Annotated in this window: 28 protein-coding genes; 16 read left to right on the top strand and 12 right to left on the bottom strand. The window is 66.9% G+C overall.

Going from position 1 to position 26,804, the window contains the following annotated elements; all coding sequences use genetic code 11:
• The first annotated feature begins 324 nt into the window (after nucleotides 1-324).
• From D5084_RS12420 to D5084_RS12375, 10 genes are all read left to right on the top strand, one after another.
• Complete coding sequence (locus D5084_RS12420; protein ID WP_128515812.1) at nucleotides 325-915, top strand: (d)CMP kinase; 591 nt, start codon at nucleotides 325-327, stop codon at nucleotides 913-915.
• Between the two features lie 34 nt (nucleotides 916-949).
• Entirely contained in the window at nucleotides 950-1,486 is a 537-nt protein-coding gene (locus D5084_RS12415) for a hypothetical protein (RefSeq protein ID WP_128515811.1), read from the top strand.
• A 175-nt stretch (nucleotides 1,487-1,661) separates the two neighbouring features.
• Nucleotides 1,662-3,341 carry a 30S ribosomal protein S1 gene (gene rpsA / locus D5084_RS12410; protein WP_128515810.1) on the top strand — a complete coding sequence of 560 codons (1,680 nt, stop codon included), beginning with the start codon at nucleotides 1,662-1,664 and terminating at the stop codon, nucleotides 3,339-3,341.
• A 178-nt stretch (nucleotides 3,342-3,519) separates the two neighbouring features.
• On the top strand, nucleotides 3,520-3,801 hold the full coding sequence (ihfB, locus tag D5084_RS12405; protein ID WP_128515809.1) for an integration host factor subunit beta: 282 nt from the start codon (nucleotides 3,520-3,522) through the stop codon (nucleotides 3,799-3,801).
• Nucleotides 3,802-3,873: 72 nt separating this feature from the next.
• Nucleotides 3,874-4,227, top strand: a complete 354-nt coding sequence (locus D5084_RS12400) for a LapA family protein (protein ID WP_128515808.1) — start codon at nucleotides 3,874-3,876, stop codon at nucleotides 4,225-4,227.
• A complete protein-coding gene (locus tag D5084_RS12395) occupies nucleotides 4,227-4,895 on the top strand; it encodes a phosphoribosylanthranilate isomerase (RefSeq protein WP_128515807.1) in 669 nt (222 codons plus the stop codon). The genes D5084_RS12400 and D5084_RS12395 overlap by 1 nt, the downstream gene beginning before the upstream one ends.
• Before the next feature lie 124 nt (nucleotides 4,896-5,019).
• Nucleotides 5,020-6,252: a tryptophan synthase subunit beta gene (gene trpB / locus D5084_RS12390; RefSeq protein ID WP_128515806.1), complete on the top strand. Its 1,233-nt coding sequence runs from the start codon at nucleotides 5,020-5,022 to the stop codon at nucleotides 6,250-6,252.
• A 252-nt stretch (nucleotides 6,253-6,504) separates the two neighbouring features.
• A complete protein-coding gene (locus D5084_RS12385) occupies nucleotides 6,505-6,957 on the top strand; it encodes a hypothetical protein (protein ID WP_128515805.1) in 453 nt (150 codons plus the stop codon).
• Between the two features lie 90 nt (nucleotides 6,958-7,047).
• Nucleotides 7,048-7,425, top strand: coding sequence for a hypothetical protein (locus D5084_RS12380; protein WP_128515804.1), 378 nt, complete (start codon nucleotides 7,048-7,050; stop codon nucleotides 7,423-7,425).
• 27 nt (nucleotides 7,426-7,452) lie between these two features.
• Nucleotides 7,453-7,989: a helix-turn-helix transcriptional regulator gene (locus tag D5084_RS12375; RefSeq protein ID WP_128515803.1), complete on the top strand. Its 537-nt coding sequence runs from the start codon at nucleotides 7,453-7,455 to the stop codon at nucleotides 7,987-7,989.
• On the opposite strand, the gene D5084_RS12370 is transcribed toward D5084_RS12375, so the two are convergent.
• The 3 genes from D5084_RS12370 to D5084_RS12360 form a co-directional block, all read right to left on the bottom strand.
• Nucleotides 7,978-8,370, bottom strand: a complete 393-nt coding sequence (locus D5084_RS12370) for a group III truncated hemoglobin (protein ID WP_128515802.1) — start codon at nucleotides 8,368-8,370, stop codon at nucleotides 7,978-7,980. The genes D5084_RS12375 and D5084_RS12370 overlap by 12 nt on opposite strands.
• Nucleotides 8,371-8,453: 83 nt before the next feature.
• Nucleotides 8,454-8,822, bottom strand: a complete 369-nt coding sequence (locus D5084_RS12365) for a DUF2237 family protein (protein WP_128515801.1) — start codon at nucleotides 8,820-8,822, stop codon at nucleotides 8,454-8,456.
• A 108-nt stretch (nucleotides 8,823-8,930) separates the two neighbouring features.
• Nucleotides 8,931-9,740 (bottom strand): hypothetical protein, encoded by an 810-nt coding sequence (locus D5084_RS12360; RefSeq protein ID WP_128515800.1) that lies wholly within the window; start codon nucleotides 9,738-9,740, stop codon nucleotides 8,931-8,933.
• A 365-nt stretch (nucleotides 9,741-10,105) separates the two neighbouring features.
• Here D5084_RS12360 and ileS point away from each other — a divergent pair, with 365 nt between their 5' ends.
• Entirely contained in the window at nucleotides 10,106-13,060 is a 2,955-nt protein-coding gene (gene ileS, locus D5084_RS12355) for an isoleucine--tRNA ligase (protein ID WP_128515799.1), read from the top strand.
• Nucleotides 13,061-13,123: 63 nt separating this feature from the next.
• Nucleotides 13,124-14,638 (top strand): AMP-binding protein, encoded by a 1,515-nt coding sequence (locus D5084_RS12350; RefSeq protein WP_128515798.1) that lies wholly within the window; start codon nucleotides 13,124-13,126, stop codon nucleotides 14,636-14,638.
• A 99-nt stretch (nucleotides 14,639-14,737) separates the two neighbouring features.
• On the opposite strand, the gene D5084_RS12345 is transcribed toward D5084_RS12350, so the two are convergent.
• Nucleotides 14,738-14,950: a DUF1127 domain-containing protein gene (locus D5084_RS12345; protein ID WP_128515797.1), complete on the bottom strand. Its 213-nt coding sequence runs from the start codon at nucleotides 14,948-14,950 to the stop codon at nucleotides 14,738-14,740.
• Between the two features lie 102 nt (nucleotides 14,951-15,052).
• On the opposite strand from D5084_RS12345, the gene D5084_RS12340 reads away from it, so the two are divergent.
• The 3 genes from D5084_RS12340 (at nucleotide 15,053) to D5084_RS12330 (ending at nucleotide 17,321) form a co-directional block, all read left to right on the top strand.
• Nucleotides 15,053-15,922, top strand: coding sequence for a LysR family transcriptional regulator (locus tag D5084_RS12340; protein ID WP_128515796.1), 870 nt, complete (start codon nucleotides 15,053-15,055; stop codon nucleotides 15,920-15,922).
• Nucleotides 15,919-16,365 (top strand): methylated-DNA--[protein]-cysteine S-methyltransferase, encoded by a 447-nt coding sequence (locus tag D5084_RS12335; RefSeq protein ID WP_128515795.1) that lies wholly within the window; start codon nucleotides 15,919-15,921, stop codon nucleotides 16,363-16,365. Before D5084_RS12340 ends, D5084_RS12335 begins: the two co-directional genes overlap by 4 nt.
• Before the next feature lie 119 nt (nucleotides 16,366-16,484).
• The gene (locus tag D5084_RS12330; protein ID WP_128515794.1) at nucleotides 16,485-17,321 is read left to right on the top strand and encodes an EamA family transporter; all 837 of its coding nucleotides are present in this window, start codon (nucleotides 16,485-16,487) and stop codon (nucleotides 17,319-17,321) included.
• A gap of 8 nt (nucleotides 17,322-17,329) precedes the next feature.
• Here the strand turns inward: D5084_RS12330 and D5084_RS12325 are convergent, their stop codons facing one another.
• The 4 genes from D5084_RS12325 to fsa all read right to left on the bottom strand — a co-directional run bounded on the left by D5084_RS12325 (nucleotide 17,330) and on the right by fsa (nucleotide 20,567).
• Complete coding sequence (locus tag D5084_RS12325; RefSeq protein WP_128515793.1) at nucleotides 17,330-18,034, bottom strand: CDP-alcohol phosphatidyltransferase family protein; 705 nt, start codon at nucleotides 18,032-18,034, stop codon at nucleotides 17,330-17,332.
• 67 nt (nucleotides 18,035-18,101) lie between these two features.
• Complete coding sequence (locus D5084_RS12320) at nucleotides 18,102-19,040, bottom strand: tyrosine recombinase XerC (RefSeq protein ID WP_238382636.1); 939 nt, start codon at nucleotides 19,038-19,040, stop codon at nucleotides 18,102-18,104.
• Nucleotides 19,028-19,726 carry a DUF484 family protein gene (locus tag D5084_RS12315; RefSeq protein WP_128515792.1) on the bottom strand — a complete coding sequence of 233 codons (699 nt, stop codon included), beginning with the start codon at nucleotides 19,724-19,726 and terminating at the stop codon, nucleotides 19,028-19,030. Before D5084_RS12315 ends, D5084_RS12320 begins: the two co-directional genes overlap by 13 nt.
• Before the next feature lie 187 nt (nucleotides 19,727-19,913).
• Nucleotides 19,914-20,567, bottom strand: coding sequence for a fructose-6-phosphate aldolase (gene fsa, locus D5084_RS12310; protein WP_128515791.1), 654 nt, complete (start codon nucleotides 20,565-20,567; stop codon nucleotides 19,914-19,916).
• A 90-nt stretch (nucleotides 20,568-20,657) separates the two neighbouring features.
• Here fsa and D5084_RS12305 point away from each other — a divergent pair, with 90 nt between their 5' ends.
• Nucleotides 20,658-22,868 (top strand): primosomal protein N', encoded by a 2,211-nt coding sequence (locus D5084_RS12305; RefSeq protein WP_128515790.1) that lies wholly within the window; start codon nucleotides 20,658-20,660, stop codon nucleotides 22,866-22,868.
• Nucleotides 22,869-22,899: 31 nt separating this feature from the next.
• Here the strand turns inward: D5084_RS12305 and D5084_RS12300 are convergent, their stop codons facing one another.
• Genes D5084_RS12300 through D5084_RS12285 form a run of 4 tightly spaced genes read right to left on the bottom strand, consistent with a single transcriptional unit; the run spans nucleotide 22,900 to nucleotide 26,793 of the window.
• Nucleotides 22,900-23,256, bottom strand: a complete 357-nt coding sequence (locus tag D5084_RS12300) for a hypothetical protein (protein ID WP_128515789.1) — start codon at nucleotides 23,254-23,256, stop codon at nucleotides 22,900-22,902.
• Nucleotides 23,257-23,267: 11 nt separating this feature from the next.
• Nucleotides 23,268-25,046 (bottom strand): SLC13 family permease, encoded by a 1,779-nt coding sequence (locus D5084_RS12295; RefSeq protein WP_128515788.1) that lies wholly within the window; start codon nucleotides 25,044-25,046, stop codon nucleotides 23,268-23,270.
• On the bottom strand, nucleotides 25,046-25,984 hold the full coding sequence (locus D5084_RS12290; RefSeq protein ID WP_238382635.1) for a DMT family transporter: 939 nt from the start codon (nucleotides 25,982-25,984) through the stop codon (nucleotides 25,046-25,048). The genes D5084_RS12295 and D5084_RS12290 overlap by 1 nt, the downstream gene beginning before the upstream one ends.
• Nucleotides 25,981-26,793, bottom strand: coding sequence for a TIGR00282 family metallophosphoesterase (locus D5084_RS12285; RefSeq protein ID WP_128515787.1), 813 nt, complete (start codon nucleotides 26,791-26,793; stop codon nucleotides 25,981-25,983). Before D5084_RS12285 ends, D5084_RS12290 begins: the two co-directional genes overlap by 4 nt.
• Nucleotides 26,794-26,804: the final 11 nt, after the last annotated feature.

Here is a 26,804-nt window from a genome sequence, read left to right as displayed (position 1 = left end):
TCTCCATTTCAGTCGTACCGCCCGCGGGATGCGGCGGCTTGGCCCCGTCAGCTGTAGTCGATTGCTGTGGCCGATGGTCGGAGACAGTGGTCGAATAGATAACGTCGCATCATAAACATAGGCAATTCCGCCGCCGAATCCAAGCGGAAATCTTGGGATTCTGACCGGAGCCGCGTGAGGCGTGCAATGATTTCAACGGCTTGAAAATCCTCTGGTCGATCCGCCGATCCGGCCCCGGTGCAAATCACCCTTTTCGGCTTGCTCTTTTCCAAATACTCCCGCCGGAGGCATCAGGCGTGGAAGACGGGCGCAGGGACGGGAAAGATGATCTTCACGGTGGCAATCGACGGGCCGGCGGCTGCGGGAAAGGGCACGATCTCGCGCGCGGTGGCCGCCCGGTTCGGGTTCCGGCACCTGGACACGGGGCTGCTGTATCGGGCTGTGGGGGCAAAGGGCGGCGATCCCGTCGCGGCGGCGCGCGCGCTGACGGCCGAGGATCTGGCGCGGGATGACCTGCGCACGCTGGAGGCCGGGCAGGCCGCCAGCCGCGTCGCCGCCATCCCAGAGGTGCGCGAGGCTCTGGTCGCGTTCCAGCGCCGCTTTGCCCGGTCAGAGGGCGGCGCGGTGCTGGACGGGCGCGACATCGGCACGGTGATCTGCCCGGAGGCCGAGGTGAAGCTCTATGTCACCGCCAGCCCCGAGGTGCGGGCGCATCGCCGCTGGCTGGAAGTGGGCGGCGACGAGGCGCAGGTGCTGGCCGAGGTCCTGGAACGCGATGCCCGCGACATGGGCCGGGCGGATGCTCCGCTGCGGGCCGCGGACGATGCCGTGGTGATCGACACCACTGCGCTGGGGATCGATGAGGCGGTGGAGGCGGCCTGTGCCGTCGTAAGGGCCCGGTTCCGGCCGGAGTGAGTCCCGTCCGGCGCGGCTTGCGGGGCAAGGGGCGATGGGTCAGTCTGGATCCGGGGAAGATCAGGAGGATCGCACGGTGGCGCTGGCCGGTCTGAGGGAAATGCTGTCGGGAGCCCTGCGCGACCGGGTGGCCGCTGCCGGAGTGCTTCTGGTGGCGGGAGTCCTGTTGCTGATGGCCCTGGTGCTGGCGGTGGCCGCCCTTGTCACGATCATTGCGGCTTACCTTGGAACCGTCCGGGCCTTGCTGGCGGTTGCCGGGGGACTGGTCGTGCTTGCGCTGCTGCTCGTCTGGATCACCTCGGCCCGCAATCGCCGCGCGGCCGAGATCAGGGCGACGACACGGGCCTTGTGGGCTGCGACGGCGGTGAACGCGGCCAGTTCGATCCTGCGCGGCGGAGCGAAAGGGCATGACGACGGGAGCGGGACGAGTGGCGGGACGCATCGCTCGGCCTTTCTGATCGCCGGGGGGCTGGCGCTGATGCTGCTTGCGTTTCTGGTGCCCGGCGGCGGCGGCAAGGGGGACGACACGGGGCCCGAGGACCCGGAGACCGGGCCGGATGACCCGGCCTGAGGCCTTTCCGGCAGGCTTTCCCTTGCTCTGGGGCGGCTTTCCCACTATAGCGCCTGCATCCTGAAAGATGCGAAGCCTCCGGTTTCCCGGGCGGCAGCGTTTTTTCACTGATGACCAAGACCGGCGGAGCCAACCGCCTGGCCAGAGAAAACACGAGAAAAGGAAACTGATCCATATGTGCGCCAAAGCAAGCATGGAAGACTTCGAAGCCCTGCTGAAGGAGAGCTTCGAGATCGACACCCCCGAAGAGGGCACTGTCGTCAAGGGCAAGGTCATCGCCATCGAGGCGGGCCAGGCCATCATCGATGTCGGCTACAAGATGGAAGGCCGCATCGACCTGAAGGAATTCGCGAACCCCGGCGAGGCTCCGAACGTCAATGTGGGCGACACGGTCGAGGTCTATCTCGAGCGGGTCGAGAATGCCCGCGGCGAAGCCCAGATCAGCCGTGAAAAGGCCCGCCGCGAGGAAGCCTGGGACCGTCTGGAAAAAGCCTATGCCGCCGAGCAGCGCGTCGAGGGCGCGATCTTCGGCCGCGTCAAGGGTGGCTTCACGGTCGACCTCGGGGGCGCCGTGGCGTTCCTGCCCGGCAGCCAGGTCGACGTCCGCCCGGTGCGTGATGCCGGCCCGCTGATGGGCATGAAGCAGCCGTTCCAGATCCTGAAGATGGACCGTCGCCGCGGCAACATCGTCGTCTCGCGCCGCGCGATCCTGGAAGAGTCCCGCGCGGAACAGCGCGCCGAAGTCATCGGCAACCTGACCGAGGGTCAGGTGGTGGACGGCGTGGTCAAGAACATCACCGAATACGGGGCCTTCGTGGACCTGGGCGGTGTGGACGGCTTGCTGCACGTCACCGACATGGCCTGGCGCCGCGTCAACCACCCGTCGGAAATCCTGTCGATCGGCGAGACCGTCAAGGTTCAGGTCATCAAGATCAACAAGGAAACCCACCGCATCAGCCTGGGCATGAAACAGCTTCAGTCCGATCCGTGGGATGCAGTCGAGAAGATGTATCCCATCGGTTCGGTCCACAAGGGCCGCGTCACCAACATCACCGACTACGGCGCCTTCGTGGAGCTGGAAGCGGGGGTCGAGGGCCTGGTTCACGTCTCGGAAATGTCCTGGACCAAGAAGAACGTGCACCCCGGCAAGATCGTTTCCACCTCGCAGGAGGTTGACGTCATGGTGCTGGAAATCGACAGCGCCAAGCGTCGGGTGTCCCTGGGCCTCAAGCAGACCCAGCGCAACCCGTGGGAAGTCTTTGCCGAGAACCATCCGATCGGCTCGGCCATCGAGGGCGAAGTCAAGAACATCACCGAATTCGGTCTGTTCATCGGGCTGGAGAACGACATCGACGGCATGGTCCACCTTTCGGACCTGTCCTGGGACCAGCGCGGCGAAGAAGCGATCCAGAACTACCGCAAGGGCGACGTGGTGCAAGCCGCCGTCACCGAAGTGGATGTCGAGAAGGAACGCATCTCGCTTTCGATCAAGGCGCTGGGCGACGACACCTTCTCGGATGCGGTGGACGGCGTGAAGCGCGGCGCGGTGATCACCGTGACCGTGACGGCGATCGAGGATGGCGGGATCGAGGTCGAATACAACGGCCAGAAATCCTTCATCCGCCGGTCGGACCTGTCGCGTGACCGCGCCGACCAGCGGCCGGAGCGGTTCCAGGTCGGGGACAAGGTCGATGTCCGCGTGACCAACATCGACCCGAAGACCCGCAAGCTGGGTCTGTCGATCAAGGCCCGCGAGATCGCCGAAGAGAAGGAAGCGGTCGAACAGTATGGCTCGTCCGATTCGGGCGCCTCGCTGGGCGACATCCTTGGCGCGGCCCTGAAGGACCGCAGCTGAGCCAGGGTCGACCGAACCTGCGATTGAACGGCAAGGCCCCGCGTAGCCCGCGGGGCCTTTTCCTTGGTGCCAAGTCCCCGTTTTTGTTTGTCATGAGGCAAATCCTGTCGCTATAGTCACGCAAGAACAAGCACGTGGCGGTCGCTGCCAATCGGCCGGACCACAGGGGGGACAACGGATGATCCGTTCGGAACTGATCCAGAAGATCGCGGATGAGAACCCGCATTTGACCCAGCGTCACGTCGAGCGGATCGTGAACACGGTCTTCGAGGAAATCATCGAGGCTCTGTCCAGGGGCGACCGGGTCGAGCTGCGCGGTTTCGGTGCGTTTTCGGTCAAGGCGCGCGACGCACGCGTCGGGCGCAACCCCCGGACCGGCGAAGCGGTCAAGGTTGACGACAAGAAGGTGCCCTTCTTCAAGACCGGCAAGCTTCTGCGCGACCGGCTGAACGGCAAGTAGTTCCACCCGCGCTTGCGCTTCGGGGCTGCGGCGCCGATACTCGGGACGAAACCAGGAAGGGTTGCGTTCCGCATGATCCGTTATCTTCGCCTGCTGTTGCTGGGGCTTCTTGGCCTCGGGCTTCTGACTGTCGCGCTGGCCAATCGGGCGCCGGTCACCGTGCAGCTTCTGCCTGCCGATCTTGCGGCGCTGACCGGGCTGACCTGGGCAATGGACCTGCCGCTGTTCGTGGTGATCTTCGGCGGGATCATCGCGGGGGTGCTGATCGGCTTTGTCTGGGAATGGTTCCGCGAACATGGCCACCGCGCGGCGGCCAGCCGGAAGACACGGGAAGTCGCCCGGCTGGAGCGGGAACTGGCCGTGCTGAAGGACGCAACCTCCGTCCCGCAGCAGGACGAGGTTCTGGCGCTTCTGGACAAGCGCTGATGCGCGAGGTCCGGGTCAAGATCTGCGGGCTGAAGACGCCCGAGGACGTGGCTGCGGTGGCAAAGGCCGGGGCGGCCTATGCCGGGTTCAACTTCTTTGCCAGATCGCCGCGTCATGTCTCGCCCGGGGAGGCGCGCGCGCTGGCGCTGATCGCCCCCGAGGGGTTGTGCAAGGTGGCGCTGGTGGTCGATGCCGATGACGCCGCGCTGGATGCCATCGTGGAGGCGGTGCCGCTGGACATGCTGCAACTGCACGGCCGTGAAACGCCGGCCCGCGTGGCCGAGATCAAGGCGCGTTACGGCTTGCCCGTGATGAAGGTGATCGGGGTGGCGGTCGAGGCGGACCTTGCGCCGCTGCTGGATTACCAGCTGGTCGCCGACCAGATCCTGGTCGATGCCAAGGCTCCGAAGGATGCGGTGCTGCCGGGCGGCAACGGGCTGACCTTCGACTGGCGGCTTCTGGTGGGGCGCAAGTGGCTGAAGCCCTGGATGCTGGCCGGGGGTCTGACGCCCGAGAATGTGGGGCAGGCGATCCAGCGGACGGGCGCGCGGCAGGTCGATGTGGCAAGCGGTGTCGAAAGCGCCCCGGGCGTGAAGGATGCGGGCAGGATCGCGGCCTTCGTCGAGGCGGCGCAGGGCGTCAGGGGGGGCGTGCCGATCCTGCGGTAGCGCGATGTCTTCGAAGACATCGCACCGGAGCCTTTGAAAGCTCCGGGCCGGAGTTTTCGAAAACTCCGGCTTTTCCCGGCGGGCCGATGGCGCTACATGCCTTGGGGAACAACGGGGGTGCGCCATGGCCGAGGACGGGTTGAACAGCTTCATGACGGGGCCGGATGAGCAGGGCCGCTTCGGCCTGTTCGGCGGGCGGTTCGTCAGTGAAACGCTGATGCCGCTGATCCTGGAGCTGGAAGAGCGGTACGAACATGCCAAGACCGACCCCAGCTTCTGGGCCGAGATGGACGATCTCTGGAAGCATTATGTGGGCCGGCCGTCTCCGCTGTATTTCGCGCCGCGGCTGACCGAGCATCTGGGCGGCGCCAAGGTCTACATGAAGCGCGACGAGCTGAACCACACCGGCGCGCACAAGATCAACAACGTGCTGGGCCAGATCATCCTGGCCCGCCGGATGGGCAAGACGCGGATCATCGCGGAAACCGGCGCGGGCCAGCATGGGGTGGCGACGGCCACGGTCTGCGCCAAGTTCGGGCTGAAATGCGTGGTCTACATGGGCGCGCATGACGTGGAACGCCAGGCGCCGAACGTGTTCCGGATGAAACTGCTGGGGGCCGAGGTGATCCCGGTGACCTCGGGGCGCGGCACGCTGAAGGATGCGATGAACGACGCGCTGCGCGACTGGGTCACGAATGTGCGCGACACCTTCTACTGCATCGGCACGGTGGCGGGGCCGCATCCCTATCCGGCCATGGTGCGCGACTTCCAGTCGATCATCGGCAAGGAGGTCCGCTGGCAACTGGCCGAGCAGGAGGGCGAGGGCCGTCTGCCCGACGTGGTGGTCGCGGCCATCGGCGGCGGCTCGAATGCGATGGGGCTGTTCTATCCGTTCCTCGACGACCCTTCGGTGCGGATCGTGGGTGTCGAGGCGGGCGGCAAGGGCGTGGACGACCGGATGGAACACTGCGCCTCGCTGACCGGCGGGCGTCCGGGGGTGCTGCACGGCAACCGGACCTATCTGTTGCAGGATGCCGACGGTCAGATCCTTGAGGGCTTCTCGATCAGCGCCGGGCTGGATTACCCCGGCATCGGGCCGGAGCACGCCTGGCTGCACGATGTGGGCCGGGCGGAATATGTCAGCATCACCGATGCCGAGGCGCTGGAGGCGTTCCAGCTGTGCTGCCGCCTTGAGGGAATCATCCCGGCGCTGGAGCCGAGCCACGCCCTGGCTCAGGTGATGAAGCTGGCGCCGACCCTGCCGAAGGACCGGATCATCGTGATGAACATGTGCGGGCGGGGCGACAAGGACATTTTCACCGTGGCCAGGCACCTGGGCGTTCAGATGAAGGTCTGACCCGACCCGCAGCTGACGGCTTTCGGGACCCCGGCACCCCGCCGCGGGTCCCTTTTTCTTGGCGGGCCTTGCGAGGGGCCGCCTAAACTCAGGTTTATCCGTCCAAACTTTCAGCTTAGGCGACCCGGTTTAAACCCTGGGCCAATGGCCAGTGGGCGGTCCTGCCGGTCTTCTGGGTGCAGGCACTGACGGTGGCAATGAAACCAGCCCGTGCCAGACAAGCACCAGACAAGCAATCGAAGGAGCTAGAGAATGAAACTGAAAGCCAAGCTGCTGTGCTACAGCGCCGCGATCCTGATGACGACCAGCGTGGCCTTTGCCGCAATCGACGGCAATGCACTGGCCGACGACTATCTGGCGCAGGGCTATACTTTCGCCGAGGTCAAGGTCGGCCCGACCCAGACCAAGGTCGAGGCCATCAAGGGCGACATGAAGGTCGAGGTGATCTACGACAACGAGACTGCGGAGATCCTCAAGAGCGAGCAGAAGAGCGTGGAGAGTGACGATGCAAGCCGTGTGGGCAAGCAGGTGGGCACCGTCAATCGCGATTTCGAAGGCTCGGATGACGAGGGACGCGACAAGCACGATGAAGGCGATGATGACCATGACGGCAAGGGCCGTGGTGGCGACGACGATCACGGCGACGATCATGGCGGTGACAGTGATGGCCATGACGACAACGACAATGGAAGTGACGACGACTGACCCCCTGTCAGGTCGCACAAGCGAGGGCCCCGGTCTTGCCGGGGCCTTCCGTGTGGAACATAGTGGGCGGGCGATGATCGGGGTGACGACATGAAACGGCGTGCGTTCCTGTGCGGACTTGCCGCAGGCATTGTCCTTGCGTCGCCGGCGCTTGCGGCAGATGTCGTCAAAAGCATCATCCGGCAGCTGAGAAAGCTGGGTTTCAGCGAGATCGCGCAAGAGCGCACGCTTCTGGGCCGGATCCGTATTACCGCAGCGCGCCAGGATGGCCGTCGGGAAATCATCGTCAATCCGAACACCGGCGAGATCCTGCGTGACCTCTGGATCCCCGATTCGGGCCAGGGCGGCGCGCTGACCATCATCGACGACCGGGAGCGACGATCGGATCGCGACAAAGGCGATGACGGCGATGACCATGACGACGACCGGGACGACGACAAGAGTGACAAGGGTGGTGACGATGACTGACCCTGCCTGCCGCTTCCGGTTCCCTGCGTGAAACGGGCGGCCCCCTTTCTGGCGATCTTCCTGATCCAGGCGCTGTGCGCCTTCTTTTTCGTGTCCGACATCCTGTCGTCAGTGATCGGACTGCGCAGCACGCCGATCAGCTGGGAAATGCGCGAGGCGATGGAGATCGGCGCTGCGGTCGGGTTGGTCCTAGGCGTGATTGTCGGCGGTCTGATGCTGCGCCGCGCGCTGAAGGAACGGCATCGGGCCGAGGAACAGTTGCGCCGTGCCTCGGGCGCCTTTGCCGACCTGCTGGCCGAACGCTTCGAGGAATGGGGCCTGACGCCATCGGAAAAGGACGTGGCGCTGTTCGCGATCAAGGGCCTGTCCACGGCCGAGATCGCGCAGTTGCGCTCCACCAGCGAGGGCACGGTCAAGGCCCAGACCAACGCGATCTACCGCAAGGCGGGCGTGACCGGGCGGCCGCAGCTTCTGTCGCTGTTCATCGAGGATCTGATGCGCGACGACGGCGCGATCCGGCCGATGCCAGAGCCGGAGCGGAAGGTCGCCGTTTCAGCGAAGTGACGGCGGCGCCCCCCGGTCCCCCTGCATCCCGAACATCAACCCGCGCCCGATCCGATGGGCGAGGGCCGACCATGCTGCGGCGGTCTCTGGCGGCAGTTCCAGCCGCAGCACGCTGTCGAAAAGGCCGAGCCAGACGTCGAACATCCCCAGCCGGACATTGCCGGCGGCGCGATGGACGGCCAGCGGGTTGCCGTCGTAACCCCTCTCATGCAGGATCGCGTTGCGCCAGAAGCGGGTGATCTTCGCCTCGTGCGCGGGCCAGTCGGTCACATGCTTAGCGAAGACCGGACCGAGGCCGGGATGGTCGCGGACGCAGGCGTAGAAGGTCGCCACGACGCGGGCGATCTGGTCTTCACTGACATCGAAACGGGGCGGGATCATCGGGCGTGATTGTCGTCGCACTGGCCTGTGGTCCTTGCCGGTGTCGCGCGGGCAGGCGCCGAAGTCCATCCAGGCGAGGAAGGTCAATCGGTGGCGTATTGCCGCAGGATGTTCAGCGGGACGATGCCGAGAGTGGCCTGATGCGTCGCGGCCAGCCGGACCTTCGGGGCCGCCCCTTCCTGATGCGCCTGAAGGAAGCGCGAGGCGCAGAGGCACCATTGGTCGCCCGGCTTCAGCCCCGGAAAGCCGTATTCGGGGCGCGGGGTGGACAGGTCGTTGCCAAGGTATTTCGACAGGGCCAGGAACTCGGCCGTCATCAGGGCGCAGACGGTGTGCAGGCCGCGGTCCATCGGGCCGGTGTTGCAGCAGCCGTCGCGGAAGAAGCCCGTCACCGGATCGGTGGAGCAGGGTTGGAGGGGCTGGCCGAGGACGTTGAGGGACGGCAGTTTCATGCGGTCAGGATGGCAGGTCGGGGGGCGGCTGTCCAGCAATGTCCGGGCGTGCCGAGTCAAATGAAATCAGAGCGTTGGTTGTGCCATTCAAGGGGCTTCACGGGATCGCTAGCGACAGTCCACCCCGTAGTCCGCCACGACGGGGAAGCTGCCGTCCTCGCCGAACTCACCCATCGTGGTCACGGCAAGGCTGCCCGCAGGCCCGGCATAGGCATAGCCGCAGAAGCCGAAGCCGGTGCCGGAACAGACGTCCACTTCGGGCACGCCGCGCGCGGCGATCTCGGCATCAAGGCCCATGCTTTCGGACCGGTCGCCCTGAAAGGGCACCGGCTGCCAGCCTGCCTCTGCCAGCCTCTTGCGCGCGACGTCGATGGGCAGGCCGTAGATCAGCGGCACTTCGGCGGTGCCGTGGCACACAGGCTCGGTTGCGGCGAGGGGGACAACGGTGATTCCGCCTGCCGTCGGCTGGATGTCGGCCAGGGGTTCCGGCAGGTAGTCGCCGGACCAGAGGCGCAGACCGCTGTCGGCGAAGGGGGCGATGAAGCCGATCGGCAGTTCTTCGGCGTTTCTGGCGTAGATCAGCGCGGTCAGCTTGTCGCCTGCGAAGAAGCCGACATTGCCGTCTCGGCGCAGGCAGGTGCCCGAAGTGCCCTGAAGGAAGCTGCCGACGAAGCTGACGGCGGTGAGGGTGCCGAATGGGACCTCGCCGGTCACGGTCCAGCCTTGCGCCTGCACCGCCCGTCCGGCAGCGGTTTCGGGCTGGCTGGCCAGGTGGCTGCAATACGCGGCGTCGCCCCGGTCTGCGGGTGCGGGGGGCAGGCGGTCGAGTGTGACGATGTCAAGGCCGGGGATCCGCGAGGCAAGCTCGGCCCTGGCGGAGGTGGCGGCAAGGGCAAGGGCGATGAGGGCAAGGCGCATGAGGGGCTCCGGTCTGGCGTTGCGCAGAGGGAAGCGCGGGAGGGACGGCTTGTCCAGTCAGGAGCGGCAGACCCGACGGGACGGGTTCCGGACCGGGCGCTGCCGCGCAAGCCCCCTGTCTCGTCGTCGGCTGATGGGGGCGCTGCCCCCAATCCCCCGGAGTATTTCCGAAAAGAGCAAGCCTATCCGGGAGGGCCGGGCTGGACCGTTCCGCGGCCTTTGACTATAAGGCCCGCCATGCGGATGGGCTGGGTCATTCGGTCACGAATTACTTGCCCGGCGGGCTGAGGCCCGACCGGGTTTATCGTCTTGCCGATGGCCCTGTCCGGGCCGACCTGCCCCTGATCCTTTGAGGTTCCCCTGCGATGTGCGCCGATACCGCCGCCCCTGTCGACTACCGCGAGACCGTTTTCCTGCCCGAGACCGCCTTTCCGATGCGGGCGGGTCTGCCTCAGCGCGAGCCGGAGTGGCTGGCGCGGTGGGAGAGGATCGGGGTCTATGACCGGCTGCGGGAACGCGCTGCGGGCCGCGCGCCCTTCGTGCTGCATGATGGCCCTCCTTACGCCAACGGGCACCTGCACATCGGCCATGCGCTGAACAAGGTGCTGAAGGACATGGTGGTGCGCAGCCAGCAGATGATGGGCCGCGATGCCCGCTATGTGCCGGGCTGGGACTGCCACGGGTTGCCGATCGAGTGGAAGATCGAAGAGCAGTATCGCGCCAAGGGGCTGAACAAGGACGATGTGGACACCGTGGCCTTCCGGCAGGAATGCCGCCGGTTCGCGGAAGGCTGGATCGACGTTCAGCGCGAGGAATTCAAACGGCTGGGCGTCACGGGGAAGTGGGACAAGCCCTACCTGACGATGGACTACCACGCCGAGGCGGTGATCGCGGACGAGTTCATGAAGTTCGTGATGAACGGGAGCCTCTATCAGGGGTCGAAGCCTGTAATGTGGTCTCCGGTGGAGAAGACCGCGCTGGCCGAGGCGGAGGTGGAGTATCACGACCATACCAGCCATCAGGTCTGGGTGCGATTTCCAATCGTTGGTGTGAAGAATCTTGTTGTTCACGCGTCTGCGGGTCGGAATGCCAGTGATGACAGTCTCTTCAAGAAGGTTCGCGAAGCCAGCATCGTGATCTGGACGACTACGCCGTGGACGATCCCGCAGAACCGCGCTGTTGCATACAACGAAGATCACATCTTTGCGGTCTGCGAAGTTGAAGAAGTTGCCGAAGGAAGTGCCGCGCGCGTTGGCGAGGTCGTCGTAATCAACACTGATCTGGCCGATTCCGTTATGGGATCAGCCAAAGTTACAAAGTTCAGAAGGCTTTGCGAACTTTGGAAGGATGGTGTCGAAGGCATGACCCTCGCCCACCCCTTCCGCGGCATCGAAGGTGGCAACGGCGAGTGGGACTATGACGTCCCCATGCTCCCCGGCGATCATGTCACCGACGATGCCGGCACGGGGTTCGTGCATACGGCGCCCAGCCACGGCGACGACGACTATCAGCTGGGCGTGAAGTTCGGCCTGCCCATGACCTACAACGTCGAGGCGGACGGGTCCTATCGGGCGGACCTGCCGCTCTTCGGCGGGCAGCACATCATCACGCCGGATGGCAAGGAGGGGCCGGCGAACGTGTCGGTCATCAAGCAGCTGGCCTATGCGGGGGCGCTGTTTGCCAAGGGCAAGTTCAAGCACCAGTATCCGCATAGCTGGCGCTCGAAAGCCCCGGTCATCTACCGCAACACGCCGCAGTGGTTCGTGGCCATCGACAAGACGCTGGATGACGGCATGTCCACCTATGGTGACACGATCCGCAAGCGGGCGCTGAACTCGATCAACCAGCTGGTCGAATGGACCCCGGCGACCGGCCGCAACCGGCTCCATTCGATGATCGAGGCGCGCCCCGACTGGGTGCTGAGCCGCCAGCGCGCCTGGGGCGTGCCGCTGACCTGTTTCGTGAAGAAGGGCGCGCGGCCGGACGCGCCGGACTTCCTGCTGAAGAACGCCGAGGTCAACGCGCGGATCAGGGCAGCCTTCGAGGCGGAAGGCGCCGATGTGTGGTATGTGCAAGGATTCAAGGAAAAGGTGCTGCAAGGCATCGTGAATCCGCAGGATTATGAACAGGTCTTCGACGTGCTGGATGTCTGGTTCGATAGCGGCTCGACCCATGCCTTCGTCCTGCGCGACCGCGAGGACGGCAGCCCGGACGGGATCGCGGACCTCTATCTGGAAGGCACCGACCAGCATCGCGGCTGGTTCCATTCCTCGATGCTGCAAGCCTGCGGCACCAAGGGGCGGGCGCCCTATCGCGGCGTGCTGACCCACGGCTTCACGCTGGACGAGAAGGGCATGAAGATGTCCAAGTCGCTCGGCAACACGGTGGCCCCGCAAGAGGTGATCGGCGAATACGGGGCCGACATCCTGCGGCTCTGGGTGGCGCAGTCGGACTACACCGTGGACCTGCGCATCGGGAAGGAGATCCTGAAAGGCGTCGCCGACAGCTATCGCCGCCTGCGCAACACCATGCGGTATATGCTGGGGGCTTTGGCGGGGTTCAGCGAGGCGGAGCGGGTGGAGCCTGCCGCGATGCCGGAGCTGGAGCGCTGGGTGCTGCATCGCCTTGCCGAACTCGACGCACAGGTGCGTGAGGGCTATGCGAAATACGACTTCCAGGGCGTGTTCCAGAAGCTGTTCGCCTTCTGCACCACGGACCTGTCCTCGCTCTATTTCGACATCCGCAAGGACGCGCTGTATTGCGACGCGCCCTCGTCCTTGCGGCGGCGGTCCTGCCGGACGGTGATGGACATCCTGTTCCATCGCTTGACCACCTGGCTTGCGCCGGTGCTGGTCTTCACGATGGAAGAAGTCTGGCTGGAACGGTTCCCCGGGGATGACTCCTCCGTCCATCTGGTCGATTTCCCCGAGACCCCGGCCGACTGGCGGGACGAGGCGCTGGCGGCGAAATGGGACCGGCTGCGCGATGTGCGCCGCGTGGTGACCGGGGCGCTGGAAGTGCAGCGGACGGCGAAGGTGATCGGCTCCAGCCTGGAGGCCGCGCCGGTGGTGTTCCTGGAACGGGATGATCTTGGCATGGATGCCGAGAGCTTTGCCGAACTGTGCATCACGTCTGGCCTGAAGCTGACAACCGGCGCGCCGACAACGGATGCCTTTGTCCTGCCCGAGGTGCCAGGCGTTGCCGTCCGGTTCGAACCCGCCAGCGGCCAGAAATGCGAGCGCTGCTGGAAAGTGCTGCCCGACGTCGGCACGCACAGGCACCCCGGCACCTGCCAGCGCTGCAACGACGCCTTGGGCTGACGCTCGGGGTTGAAACTTCTCCGCCGAAACCGTGGTATCCTCCCCTGAAAAGGGGAGGATGTCATGATCCACGCAAGTCCGTTTCCGCCGATCGCTCTGACCGGCGAAAGCATCACCGAACGAATATTCCGCGGTCTGGTGGGTGACCCCGACCGGGTGGTGCTGATCGACGGACCCTCGGGCCGCGAGATGACGGCCGGGGCGCTGGAAGCGGGCATCCGGCGGCTGGCCGGTGGCCTGAAGGCGCGGGGGATCGGCAAGGGCGACGTGGTTGCGATCCTGGCGCCGAACTGCCCGGAATATGCAGTGGTATTCCACGGGGTCGCCTTTGCGGGTGCCACGGTCACGACGATCAACCCGACCTACACCGCGCCCGAGGTGAGCCATCAGCTGACGGATTCCGGCGCGCGGCTTCTGGTCACGGTCCCGGCGTTCCTGGAAACCGCGCGGGCGGCCTTTGCCGGGGAGATCGTGGTCATCGGCGAGGCCGAGGGGGCGACGTCTCTGACCGCGCTGATGGGCGAGCCGCTGGCACAGCAGGTCCCCATCGACGCGGCGCGGGACGTGGTGGTGCTGCCCTATTCCAGCGGCACCACGGGTCTGCCCAAGGGCGTGCGGCTGTCGCACCGGAACCTGGTGGCGAACGTGGACCAGTGCCTTGCGGTGATCGGCTGCAATCCGGGTGAATGGTCGGTGGGGTTCCTGCCCTTCTTCCATATCTACGGCCAGACCGTGCTGATGAACATGCACCTTGCCGCCGGGGCGGGGGTGGTGACGATGCCCCGGTTCGACTTGCAGCAGTTCCTGACGCTGGCGGCGAAGTATCGGACGCCCACGCTTTATTCCGCCCCGCCTGTCGCGGTGGCCTTGGCAAAACATCCGATGGTGGCCGAGTTCGACCTGTCCTGCGTCGAGCGGTTCTTCTCGGGCGCGGCGCCCCTGGGCGGGGATGTCGGCGATGCGGTGGCCGGGCGGATCGGCTGTCTGTCGGTGCAGGGCTACGGCATGACCGAGATGAGCCCGGTCAGCCATGCAACCCCAAGGGGGCAGGCGCGCAAGGGCTCGGTCGGGGTGACGCTGCCCTCGACCGAATGCCGGATCGTGGTGGACGGGCGCGACGCGGGGCCGGGCGAGGCGGGGGAGCTTTGGGTGCGGGGGCCGCAGGTGATGCTGGGCTACCACAATCGGCCCGAGGCGACGGCAGAGACTCTGGTGGATGGCTGGCTGCGGACCGGCGATCTGGCCGAGGTTGACGCGGAGGGCTGGGTCTATATCCGCGACCGGCTGAAGGAACTTATCAAGGTCAAGGGCTTCCAGGTGGCCCCTGCCGAGGTGGAGGCGGTGCTGCTGACCTGCCCGATGGTCAGGGACGCGGCCGTGCGGGGCGTGCTGGACGACGAGGCCGGGGAAGTGCCGGTGGCCTTCGTGGTGCCCGCCGAAGGGGCCGAGGAGGCCGCGATCCGGGCGCATCTGGCAGAGCAGCTGGCGCATTACAAGCTGCCGAAGCGGATCACCTTCATCGAGGCGATCCCGAAATCGGCCTCGGGCAAGATCCTGCGGCGGATGCTGCCGGTCTGACGGCTCGTCGAAGCCCTTCGGGCACTCCTGGCAGGGGCGACGAGGAAGGGGCAGACGGGAAAAATCTTCGCCGGGTGTCCCCGGACGCCCGGCGAAGAGTCAGGCCGACTTCACGGGGAGACCGCGGGGCGTCGGCGTCGAATGATAGCGCAGCGTACCGGCCGGAGCGTTGAACAGCCCTTCTCCCCGGCGCAACGCAACAAGATCGTCGCGGGTCAGACCGATGTCGTCCAGAAGGTGGTCATCCTCGCGTTCCAGCAGGAACGCGGTCGACCGGCGCAGCTGCAGAAGGGCGAAGAGGCGGGCAAACATCTTGTGATCTCCTGTGCTTGAGACCCGAAGATAGGGGCGGGTTTGACATTTCACAAACGAATAGGTTTGATAGGGGGCATAAGCCAGACTCATGGATTTGGTATGCAGCCGCTTGACAGCGACCTGATGCGCAGCTTCCTCGCGGTCGCGGATTCCGGGTCTGTCACGGCGGCGGCGGCGCGGCTGTTCCGCACGCAGTCGGCGGTCAGCCTTCAGATCAAGCGGCTGGAGCAAAGCCTTGGTCAGCCTCTGTTCGAACGCCAGGCGCGGGGGGTGGTCCTGACCCCTCGCGGCCAGCAGCTGGTCCCCTATGCGCGTCGTGTGGTGGCCCTGCTGGACGAGGCGGCGGTGGCACTGCGGGAAAAGCCGCTGGTCGGGCCGGTGCGGGTGGGCATTTCGGACGAATATTCCGGCACGGTGCTGCCCCGGGCGCTGGCGGCCTTCGACGAACGGCACGAAGGGGTGCAGGTGTCCGTCCGGGTGGACCATTCGACGGCCCAGATCGCGGCGCTGGAGGCGGACGAGATCGACCTCGCGGTGATCTACGACTGGGAATATGTGCAGGAGGGCGAGGTTCTCTGCATCGACCCGACGGTCTGGGTGACCTCGCTGACCCATGCCCAGCACCTGCGCCGCCCGGTGCCGGTGGCGGTCTATTTCCAGTCGGAGTGGAGCCGGAACTATGTCGAGGGGTCGCTGGACCGGCTGGGCATGGACTGGCGCGTGGCCTGGGCCTGCGACATGGCCGGGGGGTTCCGGGTGGCGGTGACGAACGGGATGGCGATTGCGCCCCTGTCGCGCAGCACGATCCCGGCGGGCTGCCGGGAACTGACGACCGAGGACGGGTTTCCCATCGTGGACAACGCGCGGGTGGTCTTGCGGCGGAACCCGCGCGGAACCTCTCCGGCGGTCGAAGGCATGGCCGAGGTGCTGCGGGCAGCCTTCGCGCCCTTGCGGGAGGGGGCGCGATGATCCGGGCGGGGATCACGGGGCCGTTCGGGCCTGTCACGCTGGTCGAACGGGACGGGCTGCTGGTCGGTCTGGAATGGCGCTTGCCGGAGACCCCGGGGAAGAGCGACCTGCTCGCCGAGGCGCTGGCCCAGCTTGCGGCGTATTTCGAAGGGCGGCTGGCACGGTTCGACCTGCCGTTGGACTGGGGAACGGGGCTGAACGAAGGCGTTCGGCGGGCGATGGCGGACATCCCGTATGGCGAGACGCGAACCTACGGGCAGATCGCCCGGATCGTCGGTGCCCCGGCGCAGGCGGTGGGGCAGGCCTGCGGGGCGAACCCGTTGCCGATCCTCATCCCCTGCCACCGGGTGACGGGAACCGACTGGTTCGGCGGGTTCTCGGCCCCGGGCGGGGTCGAGACGAAGGCGGCCCTCCTGCAGCACGAAGGGGCGCTGCTGATCTGAGCAGCAGGGTCCGGGCAGGCCAGGCCTATCGAATGACCGGCTCTGGACCTATCGCCCTGCTTGCCTGCGCGCGTGCCGGGGCTTAGGCCTGCCTGTAACGGTTTCATGACGGGTGCTTCGTGACCCTAGGCGTCTTTCTGGCCGTCCTTGGCGCGGCCTTCCTTCACGCGCTGTGGAATGCGCTGATAAAGCTGGGGACCTCGAAGGTCGGCGGGATGGTGATCCTGTCGATTGTCGAGGTGCCCATCGGCCTGACCGTGGCGATGCTGACCCCGGCGATCGACCCTGCGGCGGTGCCCTGGGTGATCGCGGCGGGCTGCACCCACTTCGCCTACAAGTTCTTCCTGACCTATGCCTACGACCGGGGCGACCTGAGCCGGGTTTACCCCATCGCCCGCGGCGCGGCCCCGATGGCGGTGGCGCTGTTCGGCGCAGTTTTTCTGGCCGATGCGGTCAGCGCACAGGAATATCTGGCGATTGCCGTTCTGGCGGGGGGCATCCTGCTGATGGCGCGGGGCGTCTTCACCAGCGGCGAGGACCGCAAGCTGCTGCCCTTTGCCCTGGGCAGCGCCCTGGCCACGGCCACCTACACGCTGATCGACGGGACGGGGGCGCGGGTCTCGGGCTCGGCTGCGGCCTATGTGGCCTGGGTCTTCGTGGCGGACGGGACGTTCTTCACGCTTGGGATGCTCGCCCTGCGCGGCTGGGACGTGATCCCGCGGAACTGGCACGCCTGGCGGATGGGGGCCTTCGCCTCGGCGGCCAGCTATGGCGCCTATGCGGTGTCGATCTGGGCGATGACCCTGGCGCCCATTGCCGTCGTGGCGGCCCTGCGCGAGACCTCGATCCTGTTTGCGGTGCTGATCGGCTGGCTGGCCTTCGGCGAGAGGATGGGCGCGGAAAAGGCCGTGGCGGCGCTGGTCATCGTCGCCGGCGTGATGCTGACGCGGCTTTGAGCCGAGGGTCAGCGCACCCGACGGATGCCCTCGGGGATGATCTGCTGCGCGATCCCGGCCAGCATCAGATACATCGAGGTCAGCACCAGAAGCCACTTCGCCACCGGCCCCTCGTTGAAATCCCACCAGGCAGCCCAGGCGGCCAGCGCGATCCAGGCGATGCAGACCGCCAGCGAAATCTCGTACCATCGGCTGGTGCGGACCGGGTGGATGAACTTGAGATTGGTGAACATCGTGACGGTCAGGAGGATCACCACAAGAAGGATGACCGCCTCGCCCGGCTTCGTTGCGAAAAGGACCAGCACCACCATGTTCCAGCAGGCCGGAAAGCCCGCGAAACTCTTGTCCTTGGTCTTCATCCGCGTATCGGCGAAATAGACCACCGAGCCGTAGCAGATCACGATGATCGCGAGCCACCCGGTCCAGCCGGGCAGAAGGCCGGACTGGAACAGCGCGAAGGCCGGGATGAAGACATAGGTCAGATAGTCCACGATCAGGTCCATCAGGACACCGTCATAGGTCGGCCAGTTCTTCCGTACGTCGAACCTTCGGGCCAGCGGGCCGTCGATCCCGTCCACGATCAGCGCGACGACCAGCCAGAGGAACATCAGGCTCCAGTTTTCCTGCACGGCTGCAAGCATGGCGAACATCGCCAACACCGCGCCCGAGGCGGTGAGCAGATGGACCGAGAGGGCTTTCATGCGCGGGTTCATGGGCAGTTGATGGCCGATTATCGCAAAGGGTGCAACCAAAAGGCCGCTTCGGGACCTGGCTTCGGGCTCAGGCGCGGGGATGCGCCCGTTCGTAGACCTCCATCAGCCGGGCAGCGTCAACGGCGGTATAGGCCTGGGTTGTCGAAAGTGAGGCATGGCCAAGAAGCTCCTGGATCGCGCGCAGGTCGCCGCCTGCCGACAGAAGATGGGTGGCAAAGCTGTGGCGCAGCGCGTGCGGCGTTGCCGTGGCAGGCAGGCCCAGGCGCAGGCGGGCGCGCTCCATCGCGGACTGGATCAGCCGGGGATTGACCGCCCCGCCCCGCGCGCCGCGAAAGAGCGGGCCATCGGCGGCGAGGTCGAAGGGGCAGAGGGCGACATAGGCGGCAACCGCCCTGGCCGCGGCGGGAATCACCGGGACGAGGCGGGTCTTCCCGCCCTTGCCGGTGATGCGCAGGGTCGGCGGCAGGGGGTGGTCGGCCCCGGTCAGGGCGAGCGCCTCCGAGATGCGCAGGCCAAGACCGTAAAGCAGCGTCACAATCGCCGTGTCGCGGGCAGCGATCCAGTCTTCGCGGGCGTCCGAGCCGATCTCGGCCAGAATTTCCGAGGCTCCAGATTCACTTAGCGGCCGAGGCAGCTTGCGGCGGAACTTCGGCGCTCGGGCCGACAGGACCGTGGTGGCGTCCGTGCCGCTGCGATCGGCGGCCCAGGCGGTAAAGCCTTTCACGGCCGAAAGGGCGCGCGCCAGGGATCGGGCCGAAAGGCCTCGACCGCGCTCCTCGGCCATCCAGGCGCGGAGGTCGGACTGGCTTGCCGCTGTCACCGCAGCCATGCCGGAGGCCCCGCCGTGATGCGCCGAGAGGAACCTCAGATAGCGCGTGACGTCGCGGCGATAGGCGTCCAGCGTGTTGGCCGCCACCCCGTGCAGCGCGGCGAGCTGCGACAGCCATTGCGTCAGCGCAGCCCCCAGGGCGGGGGCCAGGAAGGGATCGGCGGTCAGCCCAGCCACCGCCGCATCGCCCGTTCGAAGACCCCGGCGAAAAACGCCAGAAGGTCGGTGCCGTGGGTCGATTTGAACTGGCTCGGATCCTCGGAGGCGAAGACCAGCATCCCCGGCAACCGGCCCGGACCGAGGTCCAGCTTCATCAGCGCCTCGGACTGGATCTCCTCGGCGCGGGGGCCGTAAAACCCGGCCGCAAGCCCCGTCACCGACCGCAGCACGACCGAACGGCCGGGGCCATTTCGCCCGTTTGTCAGATAGTTAGCAACAAAACCACGCGGCACGACGGTCAGGACATCCCCAAGGCGGCGGAGGGTGGGGTCGGTATCGCTGTCTTCCTGCAGGCTTTCCAGCACCAGCCGCACATGGTCGACCCGCAGGGTCTGGGCGACCTCTCCGGCCAGCGCGGCCATGAAGGCCTCGAAGTTGGTCGGCTCCAGCAATTGCAGGACGGCGCGGTGCACCTGATTGGTCCCGGCGAGGTTTTCATAGGCCGCCGCGATGACCGAGCGGTGGGTGTCCTCCAGCCGGTCCAGCCGGGATTCCAGCCGCTGCATGGCGATGCCGCGCAGATCGACGATGTTCTCGCCCATCGCGCGTTCGTTCGCGGCGACCAGCGCGTTCATCACGTCGCGGTCGTCCAGCAGGCGTTCCGGTTCGGCAAGGATGCGGTCGCGCAGGTCGGGTTCGATCATCGGGCAAGCCAGCAGTTCGGACGGTTCGGGCAGGAGTATAGGTCAGCCGCAAAGCCCTTGGCGACAGGATTGACATACAACGGCGTATGGGACCGGCAGGGATGCAACACTTCACCACAGGTCCCGGCGATGCGGCGACGCAAGGCGGGCGGCGGTGCACCGGGCGCCCGCCCGGGGTCGATCCGGGCTACAGGATCTTCTGCCCCGTCTTGGCCCAGTCCTTCAGGAACTGGTCGAGACCCTTGTCGGTCAGCACATGGCTCGCCAGCGCCTTGATGACTGCCGGGGGGGCGGTGACGACGTCGGCTCCGATCATCGCGCAGTCCTTGACGTGGTTGGCGCTGCGGATCGATGCCGCGAGGATCTGCGTCTGGAAGTCGTAGTTGTCATAGATCGTGCGGATGTCGCCGATCAGGTCCAGCCCGTCGAGGTTGATGTCGTCGAGCCGCCCGATGAAGGGAGAGATGAACGTCGCCCCCGCCTTGGCGGCCAGCAGCGCCTGGTTGGCCGAGAAGCAGAGGGTGACGTTGACCATGAAGCCCTCACCCGACAGGACCTTGCAGGTCTTGAGCCCGTCCCAGGTCAGCGGAACCTTGACGGCGATGTTCGGGGCGATGGCAGCCAGCTTGCGGCCCTCGGCGATCATTTCTTCGGCCTTGGTCGCCACGACTTCGGCGGACACCGGGCCGGAGACGAAGGAGCAGATCTCTTTCGTCACCTCAAGGATGTCGCGGCCGGATTTCAGGATCAGCGACGGGTTGGTGGTGACGCCGTCCACCATGCCGAGGTCGTGCAGCTCGCGGATGGCGTCGACGTCGGCGGTGTCGATGAAGAATTTCATGGGCCTCTCCAGTATTCGGGCGGGGGTGGTTGCGGGGGGTGCAACGCGGGGGTTGAATGCTCTCGGGCCGGGGTTTAGCCCAAACGGCGGATGAGCGAAAGGTTTCAGGTGGTGGAGCGGGTCTATCGGGCGGGCGATCTGGTGGGCGTGCTGACGACGGAACCTTTGGGCCGCGTGCTGGACTATCGGGCGCCCGAAGGCGGCTGCGGGGACGGGGATTTCGTCGAGGTGCCGCTGGGGCCGCGGCGCGTGCTGGGCGTGGTCTGGGGGCCGGGGCGGGGGGATTTCGATCCTGCGCGGATCAGGCCGGTGAACCGGGTGCTGGACGCCCGGCCGATGCGGGCAGAGCTGCGGTCTTTCCTGACCCGGGCGGCGGAATACACGCTGACGCCGCTGCCGGCGATGCTGCGGCTGGCGACGCGGACGCCGGGGCTGGGCGAGCCTGCCTCCATGCGGCGGGTGTATCGGCTGGCGGGGCCGGTGCCGAACCAGTTGACCGAGGCCCGGCACCGGGTGGTGGAGGCGTTGCGGGCGTTCGGAGGTCTGCCGGTCACGCTGGGGGAACTGGTCGAGGCGGCGGCCTGTGGGGCAAGCGTCGTGAAGGGGCTGGTCAAGCTGGGCGTGGTGGCCGAGGAGGATGCGCCGCGCGACACGCCCTATCCGCGGTTGCAGGCGGCAAAGGGGATGCGTCTGGAGGGCGATCAGGTCGCGGCAGGGGACGCTCTGGTCGCGGATGTGGCGCGGGGGGCCTATGCGGCGACGCTGCTGAAGGGGGTGACGGGGTCGGGGAAGACCGAGGTCTATCTGGAGGCGGTGGCGGAATGTCTGCGCCAGGGGCGGCAGGCACTGGTGCTCTTGCCCGAGATCGCGCTGACGGCGGAGTTCCTGACACGGGTGGAGGCCCGGTTCGGAGCGAAGCCGGCGGAGTGGCACTCGGGCGTCACCATGACGGAACGGCGGCGGCTCTGGCGGATGGTCTCCGAAGGCGGCGCGGAGCTGGTGGTGGGGGCGCGGTCGGCGCTTTTCCTGCCGTTCCGGGACCTCGGCCTCATCGTCGTCGATGAGGAGCACGACACGTCCTACAAGCAGGAGGAGGGGGTTCTCTACAACGCGCGGGACATGGCGGTGCTGCGGGCGGCGATCTGCGGGTGTCCGGTGGTGCTGGCATCCGCCACGCCGTCGCTGGAGACCTGGGCCAATGTCGAGGCGGGGAAGTATCGGCGGCTTGATCTGGGGTCTCGGTATGGCGCGGCGGAGATGCCGGAGATGCGGGCGATCGACATGCGGGCCGAGAAGCTGCCGGGGGATCGGTGGATTTCGGAGACCCTGGCCGGGAAGGTGCGGGACGTGGTCGCGCGGGGTGAACAGGCGCTCTTGTTCCTCAACCGTCGGGGCTTTGCGCCGGTGACCTTGTGCCGGGCCTGCGGGCATCAGGTGGGTTGCGACCACTGCGACGCGCGGATGGTGGAGCATCGGTTCCAGAAGCGGCTCGTCTGCCACCAGTGCGGGGCTACAAAGCCGGTGCCCGTGGCTTGTCCCTCTTGCGGGGTGGAGGGCCGGATGGCCGCCGTGGGGCCGGGGGTGGAGCGGCTGGCCGAGGAAGTGGCGGTGCGGTTCCCCGACGCGCGGGTGGCGGTGCTGTCGTCGGACCTGTTCGGGTCGGCCCGGGCGCTGAAGGAGAAGATCGCCGAGATTTCGGCGGGCGGGGCGGACATCATCATCGGCACGCAGATCGTGGCCAAGGGGCACAACTTTCCCTTGCTGACGCTGGTGGGGGTGATCGACGCCGATCTGGGTTTGCAGGGGTCCGACCTGCGGGCTGCGGAGCGGACGTTCCAGCTGATGCGGCAGGTAGCGGGCCGGGCGGGGCGGACGGCAGAGCGGAAGGGCGAGGCCTGGCTCCAGACCCACCAGCCGGAGCATCCGGTGATCCGGGCGATCCTTGGCGGGGATGAGGAGGCGTTCTGGCGGGCCGAGGCGGCGGAGCGGCGGGCCTCCGGCGTGCCGCCTTATGGGCGGATGGCGGGGATCATTCTGTCCTCGACCGACGTGGCGCAGGTGTTCGACTTCGGGGGCGAGCTGGCGCGGCGGATTGAGCCTCTGCGGCGGATCGGGGCGGAGGTCTGGGGGCCTGCTCCGGCACCCATCGCACGGGTCCGGGGGCGGCATCGGGTGCGGCTTCTGGTGAAGGCAGAGAAGGGGGCGCCGTTGCAGGCGGCGATTGCGGAGTGGCTGGCGCAGTTCAAGCTGCCGAGGGATTTGCGGCTTGCGGTGGATATTGATCCGCAGAGTTTCTTGTGAGGCAAGGTGCGCTGTAGCGCACCCTACGCCGTCAATCGTCGACCGGCGGGGGCGAGACGAAGACGTGGTCGCGGCCCGTGGCGTCGGTGATGATGACCTCGGCCATCGGGGGGACGGTGCCTTCGGCGCCCAGGGCCTCGGTCAGGCCGGTGAAAAGCTGGCGAAGAAGGTTGGGGTTGGTGACCTCGCGCACGGAATAGCCGAAGCCGGGGCCGCAGTCTGCGAACCGGCCAGAGCCGCCTTCGGCCCGCCAGTTGGCGCGACAAGTGGTGCCGTCGGCGAGGGTGAGGGTCAGCACCTCGGACGACAGGCGGGCGGCTTGCGGCACCGGGGGTTGGCCTGCGGCGACGCAGCCGGCGAGCAGGGCGACGAGGGCGAGGCGGCGCATGGGATTTCCTTTCACAGCGGCCAGATCAGCGGGATCAGGGCGCAGACCACCAGCATCGTGACGATGTTCAGCGGGATGCCGACGCGGGCGAAGTCCGAGAACTTGTAGCCGCCCGGCCCGTAGACCATCATGTTGGTCTGATAGCCCACCGGGGTCGCAAAGGCGAGGGTGGCGGAGAACATCACCGCGACGACGAAGGGGCGGGGGTCGTGGCCCAGCTTCTCGGCCAGCTCGATGGCGACGGGGGTGTAGATCACGGCGACGGCGTTGTTCGACAGGAACTCGGTCAGGACAAGGCCGATGAAGTAGACGGCCAAGATCAGCGCGAAGGGGCCGAGATTGGCCATCCAGGGCGAGACGGCGGCGACGATCATTTCGACCGCGCCGGAATTGTCCAGGCCTTCGCCCACGGCGAGCATGGCGAAGATCATCGCCAGAAGGCGGCCGTCGATGAAGGAGAAGGCCTCGTCGCTGTCGACGCAGCGGGTGATGAGGATGCCCGCAACGGCGATGAGCGCGAGGGGCAGGATCGGGGCGACGTCCAGGGCCGAGAGCGTGACGATCAGCGCAAGCGCGGCCAGCGCGATGGGGGCCTTGGACCGACGGAAGGCCATGACGCGGGGGCGGTTCACGTCCAGCAGGTTCATTTCGGCGGCGAGGCGCTGGATGTCCTCGATGGTGCCTTCGAGGAGAAGCGTGTCGCCGACCCGCACGATCAGGTCGTCCAGCTGGCGGCCGATGTTCTGGTTGTGGCGGTGGACGGCCAGCACATAGACGCCATAGCGGCGGCGCAGGCGCAGGTCGCCCAGCCGGTGCCCCTCCATCCGGCAGCCGGGGCCGATCAGGACCTCGACCGTCTCGGTATTCACCGAGGACAGCTTGTCGACGAGATGCACGTCCTTGCGTTCGTGCAGGCCCATGAGCTCGGTCATCTCGGTGCGCAGGACGACGCGGTCGCCGGCTTGCAGCGTCACCGGGGCAAGATCGCGGCGCAGCGAGGCGTCGCCGCGCAGCACGTCGATCACCCGGACGCCGTCGCGCTTGAAGATGTCGATGTCCAGCACCGGCTGGCCGATGAGCGGAGAGTCCTCGGGCACGGCGACCTCGGTGAAGAACTTCATCCTGCGCTTTTCGGACAGCAGCACCCCCATCGACTGTCGCACCGGCAGGAGGCGGTCGCCGAAGAGCGCAAGGAAGGCCCCCCCGGCCAGCGTCACCGCGATGCCAAGCGGCGCGATCTCGAACAGGCCGAAGTGGTCCAGCCCGCGGCCCGCCGCGACCCCGTCCACCAGAAGGTTGGTCGAGGTGCCGATCAGGGTGATCATGCCGCCCAGCACGGTCATGTAGCTGAGCGGGATCAGCAGCTTGGACGGCGCGGTGCCGATCCTGATCGACAGCTGGATGACCACGGGGATCATCACGGCCACAAGCGGCGTGTTGTTCATGAAGGCCGAGGCGACGGCAACGGTGCCGATCAGAACCACCACGGTTAGCTTGGGGCGGTCGCCGGCATGGCGGGTGATGGCGGCCACCACGGCCTCGACCGCGCCGGTGCGCACGAGGCCGCCCATGACAAGGAACATTATCGCGATGGTCCAGGGCGCGGGGTTGGCCAGGATCGAGGTCGCCTCCTTCACCGGCAGGACGCCCAGGATCAGCATCAGCGCGGCGCCGCCGATGGCTGTCACCTCGACCGGGGTCTTCTCCTGCATGAACAGGGCGAACATCACCGTCAGAATGGCAAGAGCCACCCAGGGTTCCGCCTCTGCCGGGATCGCAATGCCGAACATCAGCCCTCCACCGTCGTTTGCCGCGCCCGCGGCTGCACCAGGGCCACCCCGGTCAGCATCACCGCCACGGCCAGCCAGACCGTGGCACTGGGCCGTTCGCCCAGAAGCACCATCGCCCAGATCATTCCCGCAGCCGTCACCAGATAGCTGGACTGCGCCGCAAAGACACCGCCCGCCGTGGCCGCAAGCCAGACGTAGCTGGCGTACAAAAGCGCGTGCAGGGCCGAGGACAGCGCCAGCGCAAGGTCATCGCGGCCCAGGGGCCAGGGCGAATAGCCCTGGTCAAGGGCCAGCATCAGCGGGATGCAGAGGATCAGGCCCATCAGGCTTGCGCCCAGCATCGCCTGAAGCGCGTCCATGCCCAGCGTGCCGCGATGCGCGACATAGGTCGCCTCCATCGCGTAGAACAGCGGACCGATCAGCGCCACCGGCAGCCAGGCCAGCATCGCGGGCTCGGGCAAGGCCGCGCCGGGCGCCGCAAGCAGCCCGACGCCCAGCAGCCCCATCGCCAGACCGACCAGCCGCAGGGTAGAGAAACGGTCCATCCCCAGCGCCAGCGCCATGGGGAAGGCAAGCATCGGGATCATCGCAATCACGATCGACATGATGCCCGAGGGCAGATGCACCACGGAGGCATAGAAGGTCCCGTTCGGGATCACCGTGCCCAGCACCGCCACGATGACGTAGAACCGCAAGGCAGGCGCGGTCATGAGCATCCCCTTGCGCCGCACCAGGGCAATCGCCCCCAGGACGAGGACCATGACCACCTGCTGCCAGAAGATCAGCCCGAAAGGCGCGTGGCCCGTTTCGGTCGCGATCTTGCCCAGGGGATGGGTGGAGCCCCAGCCGATCCCCAGCCACAGCAGCACCGCGACAAAGACCCAACGCCGCGGCTTGCCCCTGCCCGGAACCGGCACGGCAACGGCCAGATCGCTCACGGGGTGGACTCCTGCAACTTGCCGCCGACGCGGATCATCCGCGCCCTGGTCGCAAGGCCGGTCCTGTCATCGGTCTCGACATAGACCCCGGACAGGGTCGCCTCGCCGCCCGCCGGCTCGAACCGGCCCTTCGGCATCCCGGTCAGGAAACGGCGAAGCGGTTCCAGCTTCTCCATCCCGATCACGCTGTCATAGTCGCCGCACATGCCTGCATCCGACTGATAGGCCGTGCCCTTGGCCAGGATCATCGTGTCGGCGGTCGGCACATGGGTATGGGTGCCCACGACAAGGCTGGCCATCCCGTCGCACCAGTGGCCCATGCCCATCTTCTCGGACGTCGCCTCGGCATGGAAATCCACGATCGCCGCCTGCACCACACCGCCCAGAGTATGCTGCTTCAGCACTGTCTCCAGCGCGCTGAACGGATCGTCGAAGGGCCGCTTCATGAACACCTGGCCCAGGGCCTGCGTCACCAGGACCTTGCGGCCCTGGGTCGCCTCGAACACCTTGAAGCCCCGGCCCGGCGCCACCTTGGAGAAATTCAGCGGCCGCACGATCCGCGGCTCGGCTTCGATGAAACTCAGCATGTCCTTCTGGTCGAAGGCGTGGTCGCCCAGCGTCAGGCAATCCGCCCCCGCCGCCAGCAGCTCTTTGGCATGGTCGGCCGTCAACCCCGCGCCCTGGCTTGCGTTCTCGCCGTTGACCACGACAAAATCCAGACCCCAGGCCGCGCGGAGCCCCGGCAGCCGGGTGGTCACCGCCGTCCGGCCCGACCGGCCCACGACATCGCCCAGGAAAAGCAGTCTCATGGCCCCGGATT

Origin of the sequence: Tabrizicola thermarum (assembly GCF_003574395.1) — a bacterium.
In the GTDB taxonomy this organism is placed as follows: Bacteria; Pseudomonadota; Alphaproteobacteria; order Rhodobacterales; family Rhodobacteraceae; genus Tabrizicola; species Tabrizicola thermarum.
This window is presented reverse-complemented; position numbering and strand designations above follow the sequence as displayed.

Bases quoted from the DNA above. Each gene is read 5' to 3' on its own strand.
- D5084_RS12300 (WP_128515789.1), bottom strand. From the start codon at position 23,256: ATGCGCCGCCTCGCCCTCGTCGCCCTGCTCGCCGGCTGCGTCGCCGCA.
- D5084_RS12285 (WP_128515787.1), bottom strand. From the start codon at position 26,793: ATGAGACTGCTTTTCCTGGGCGATGTCGTGGGCCGGTCGGGCCGGACG.
- ileS (WP_128515799.1), top strand. From the start codon at position 10,106: ATGTGCGCCGATACCGCCGCCCCTGTCGACTACCGCGAGACCGTTTTC.
- D5084_RS12400 (WP_128515808.1), top strand. From the start codon at position 3,874: ATGATCCGTTATCTTCGCCTGCTGTTGCTGGGGCTTCTTGGCCTCGGG.
- D5084_RS12395 (WP_128515807.1), top strand. From the start codon at position 4,227: ATGCGCGAGGTCCGGGTCAAGATCTGCGGGCTGAAGACGCCCGAGGAC.
- D5084_RS12415 (WP_128515811.1), top strand. From the start codon at position 950: ATGGGTCAGTCTGGATCCGGGGAAGATCAGGAGGATCGCACGGTGGCG.
- D5084_RS12335 (WP_128515795.1), top strand. From the start codon at position 15,919: ATGATCCGGGCGGGGATCACGGGGCCGTTCGGGCCTGTCACGCTGGTC.
- D5084_RS12385 (WP_128515805.1), top strand. From the start codon at position 6,505: ATGAAACTGAAAGCCAAGCTGCTGTGCTACAGCGCCGCGATCCTGATG.
- D5084_RS12325 (WP_128515793.1), bottom strand. From the start codon at position 18,034: ATGAACCCGCGCATGAAAGCCCTCTCGGTCCATCTGCTCACCGCCTCG.
- D5084_RS12360 (WP_128515800.1), bottom strand. From the start codon at position 9,740: ATGCGCCTTGCCCTCATCGCCCTTGCCCTTGCCGCCACCTCCGCCAGG.
- rpsA (WP_128515810.1), top strand. From the start codon at position 1,662: ATGTGCGCCAAAGCAAGCATGGAAGACTTCGAAGCCCTGCTGAAGGAG.
- D5084_RS12305 (WP_128515790.1), top strand. From the start codon at position 20,658: ATGAGCGAAAGGTTTCAGGTGGTGGAGCGGGTCTATCGGGCGGGCGAT.
- ihfB (WP_128515809.1), top strand. From the start codon at position 3,520: ATGATCCGTTCGGAACTGATCCAGAAGATCGCGGATGAGAACCCGCAT.
- D5084_RS12370 (WP_128515802.1), bottom strand. From the start codon at position 8,370: ATGATCCCGCCCCGTTTCGATGTCAGTGAAGACCAGATCGCCCGCGTC.
- fsa (WP_128515791.1), bottom strand. From the start codon at position 20,567: ATGAAATTCTTCATCGACACCGCCGACGTCGACGCCATCCGCGAGCTG.
- D5084_RS12295 (WP_128515788.1), bottom strand. From the start codon at position 25,046: ATGTTCGGCATTGCGATCCCGGCAGAGGCGGAACCCTGGGTGGCTCTT.
- trpB (WP_128515806.1), top strand. From the start codon at position 5,020: ATGGCCGAGGACGGGTTGAACAGCTTCATGACGGGGCCGGATGAGCAG.
- D5084_RS12420 (WP_128515812.1), top strand. From the start codon at position 325: ATGATCTTCACGGTGGCAATCGACGGGCCGGCGGCTGCGGGAAAGGGC.
- D5084_RS12380 (WP_128515804.1), top strand. From the start codon at position 7,048: ATGAAACGGCGTGCGTTCCTGTGCGGACTTGCCGCAGGCATTGTCCTT.
- D5084_RS12345 (WP_128515797.1), bottom strand. From the start codon at position 14,950: ATGTTTGCCCGCCTCTTCGCCCTTCTGCAGCTGCGCCGGTCGACCGCG.
- D5084_RS12340 (WP_128515796.1), top strand. From the start codon at position 15,053: ATGCAGCCGCTTGACAGCGACCTGATGCGCAGCTTCCTCGCGGTCGCG.
- D5084_RS12365 (WP_128515801.1), bottom strand. From the start codon at position 8,822: ATGAAACTGCCGTCCCTCAACGTCCTCGGCCAGCCCCTCCAACCCTGC.
- D5084_RS12350 (WP_128515798.1), top strand. From the start codon at position 13,124: ATGATCCACGCAAGTCCGTTTCCGCCGATCGCTCTGACCGGCGAAAGC.
- D5084_RS12315 (WP_128515792.1), bottom strand. From the start codon at position 19,726: ATGATCGAACCCGACCTGCGCGACCGCATCCTTGCCGAACCGGAACGC.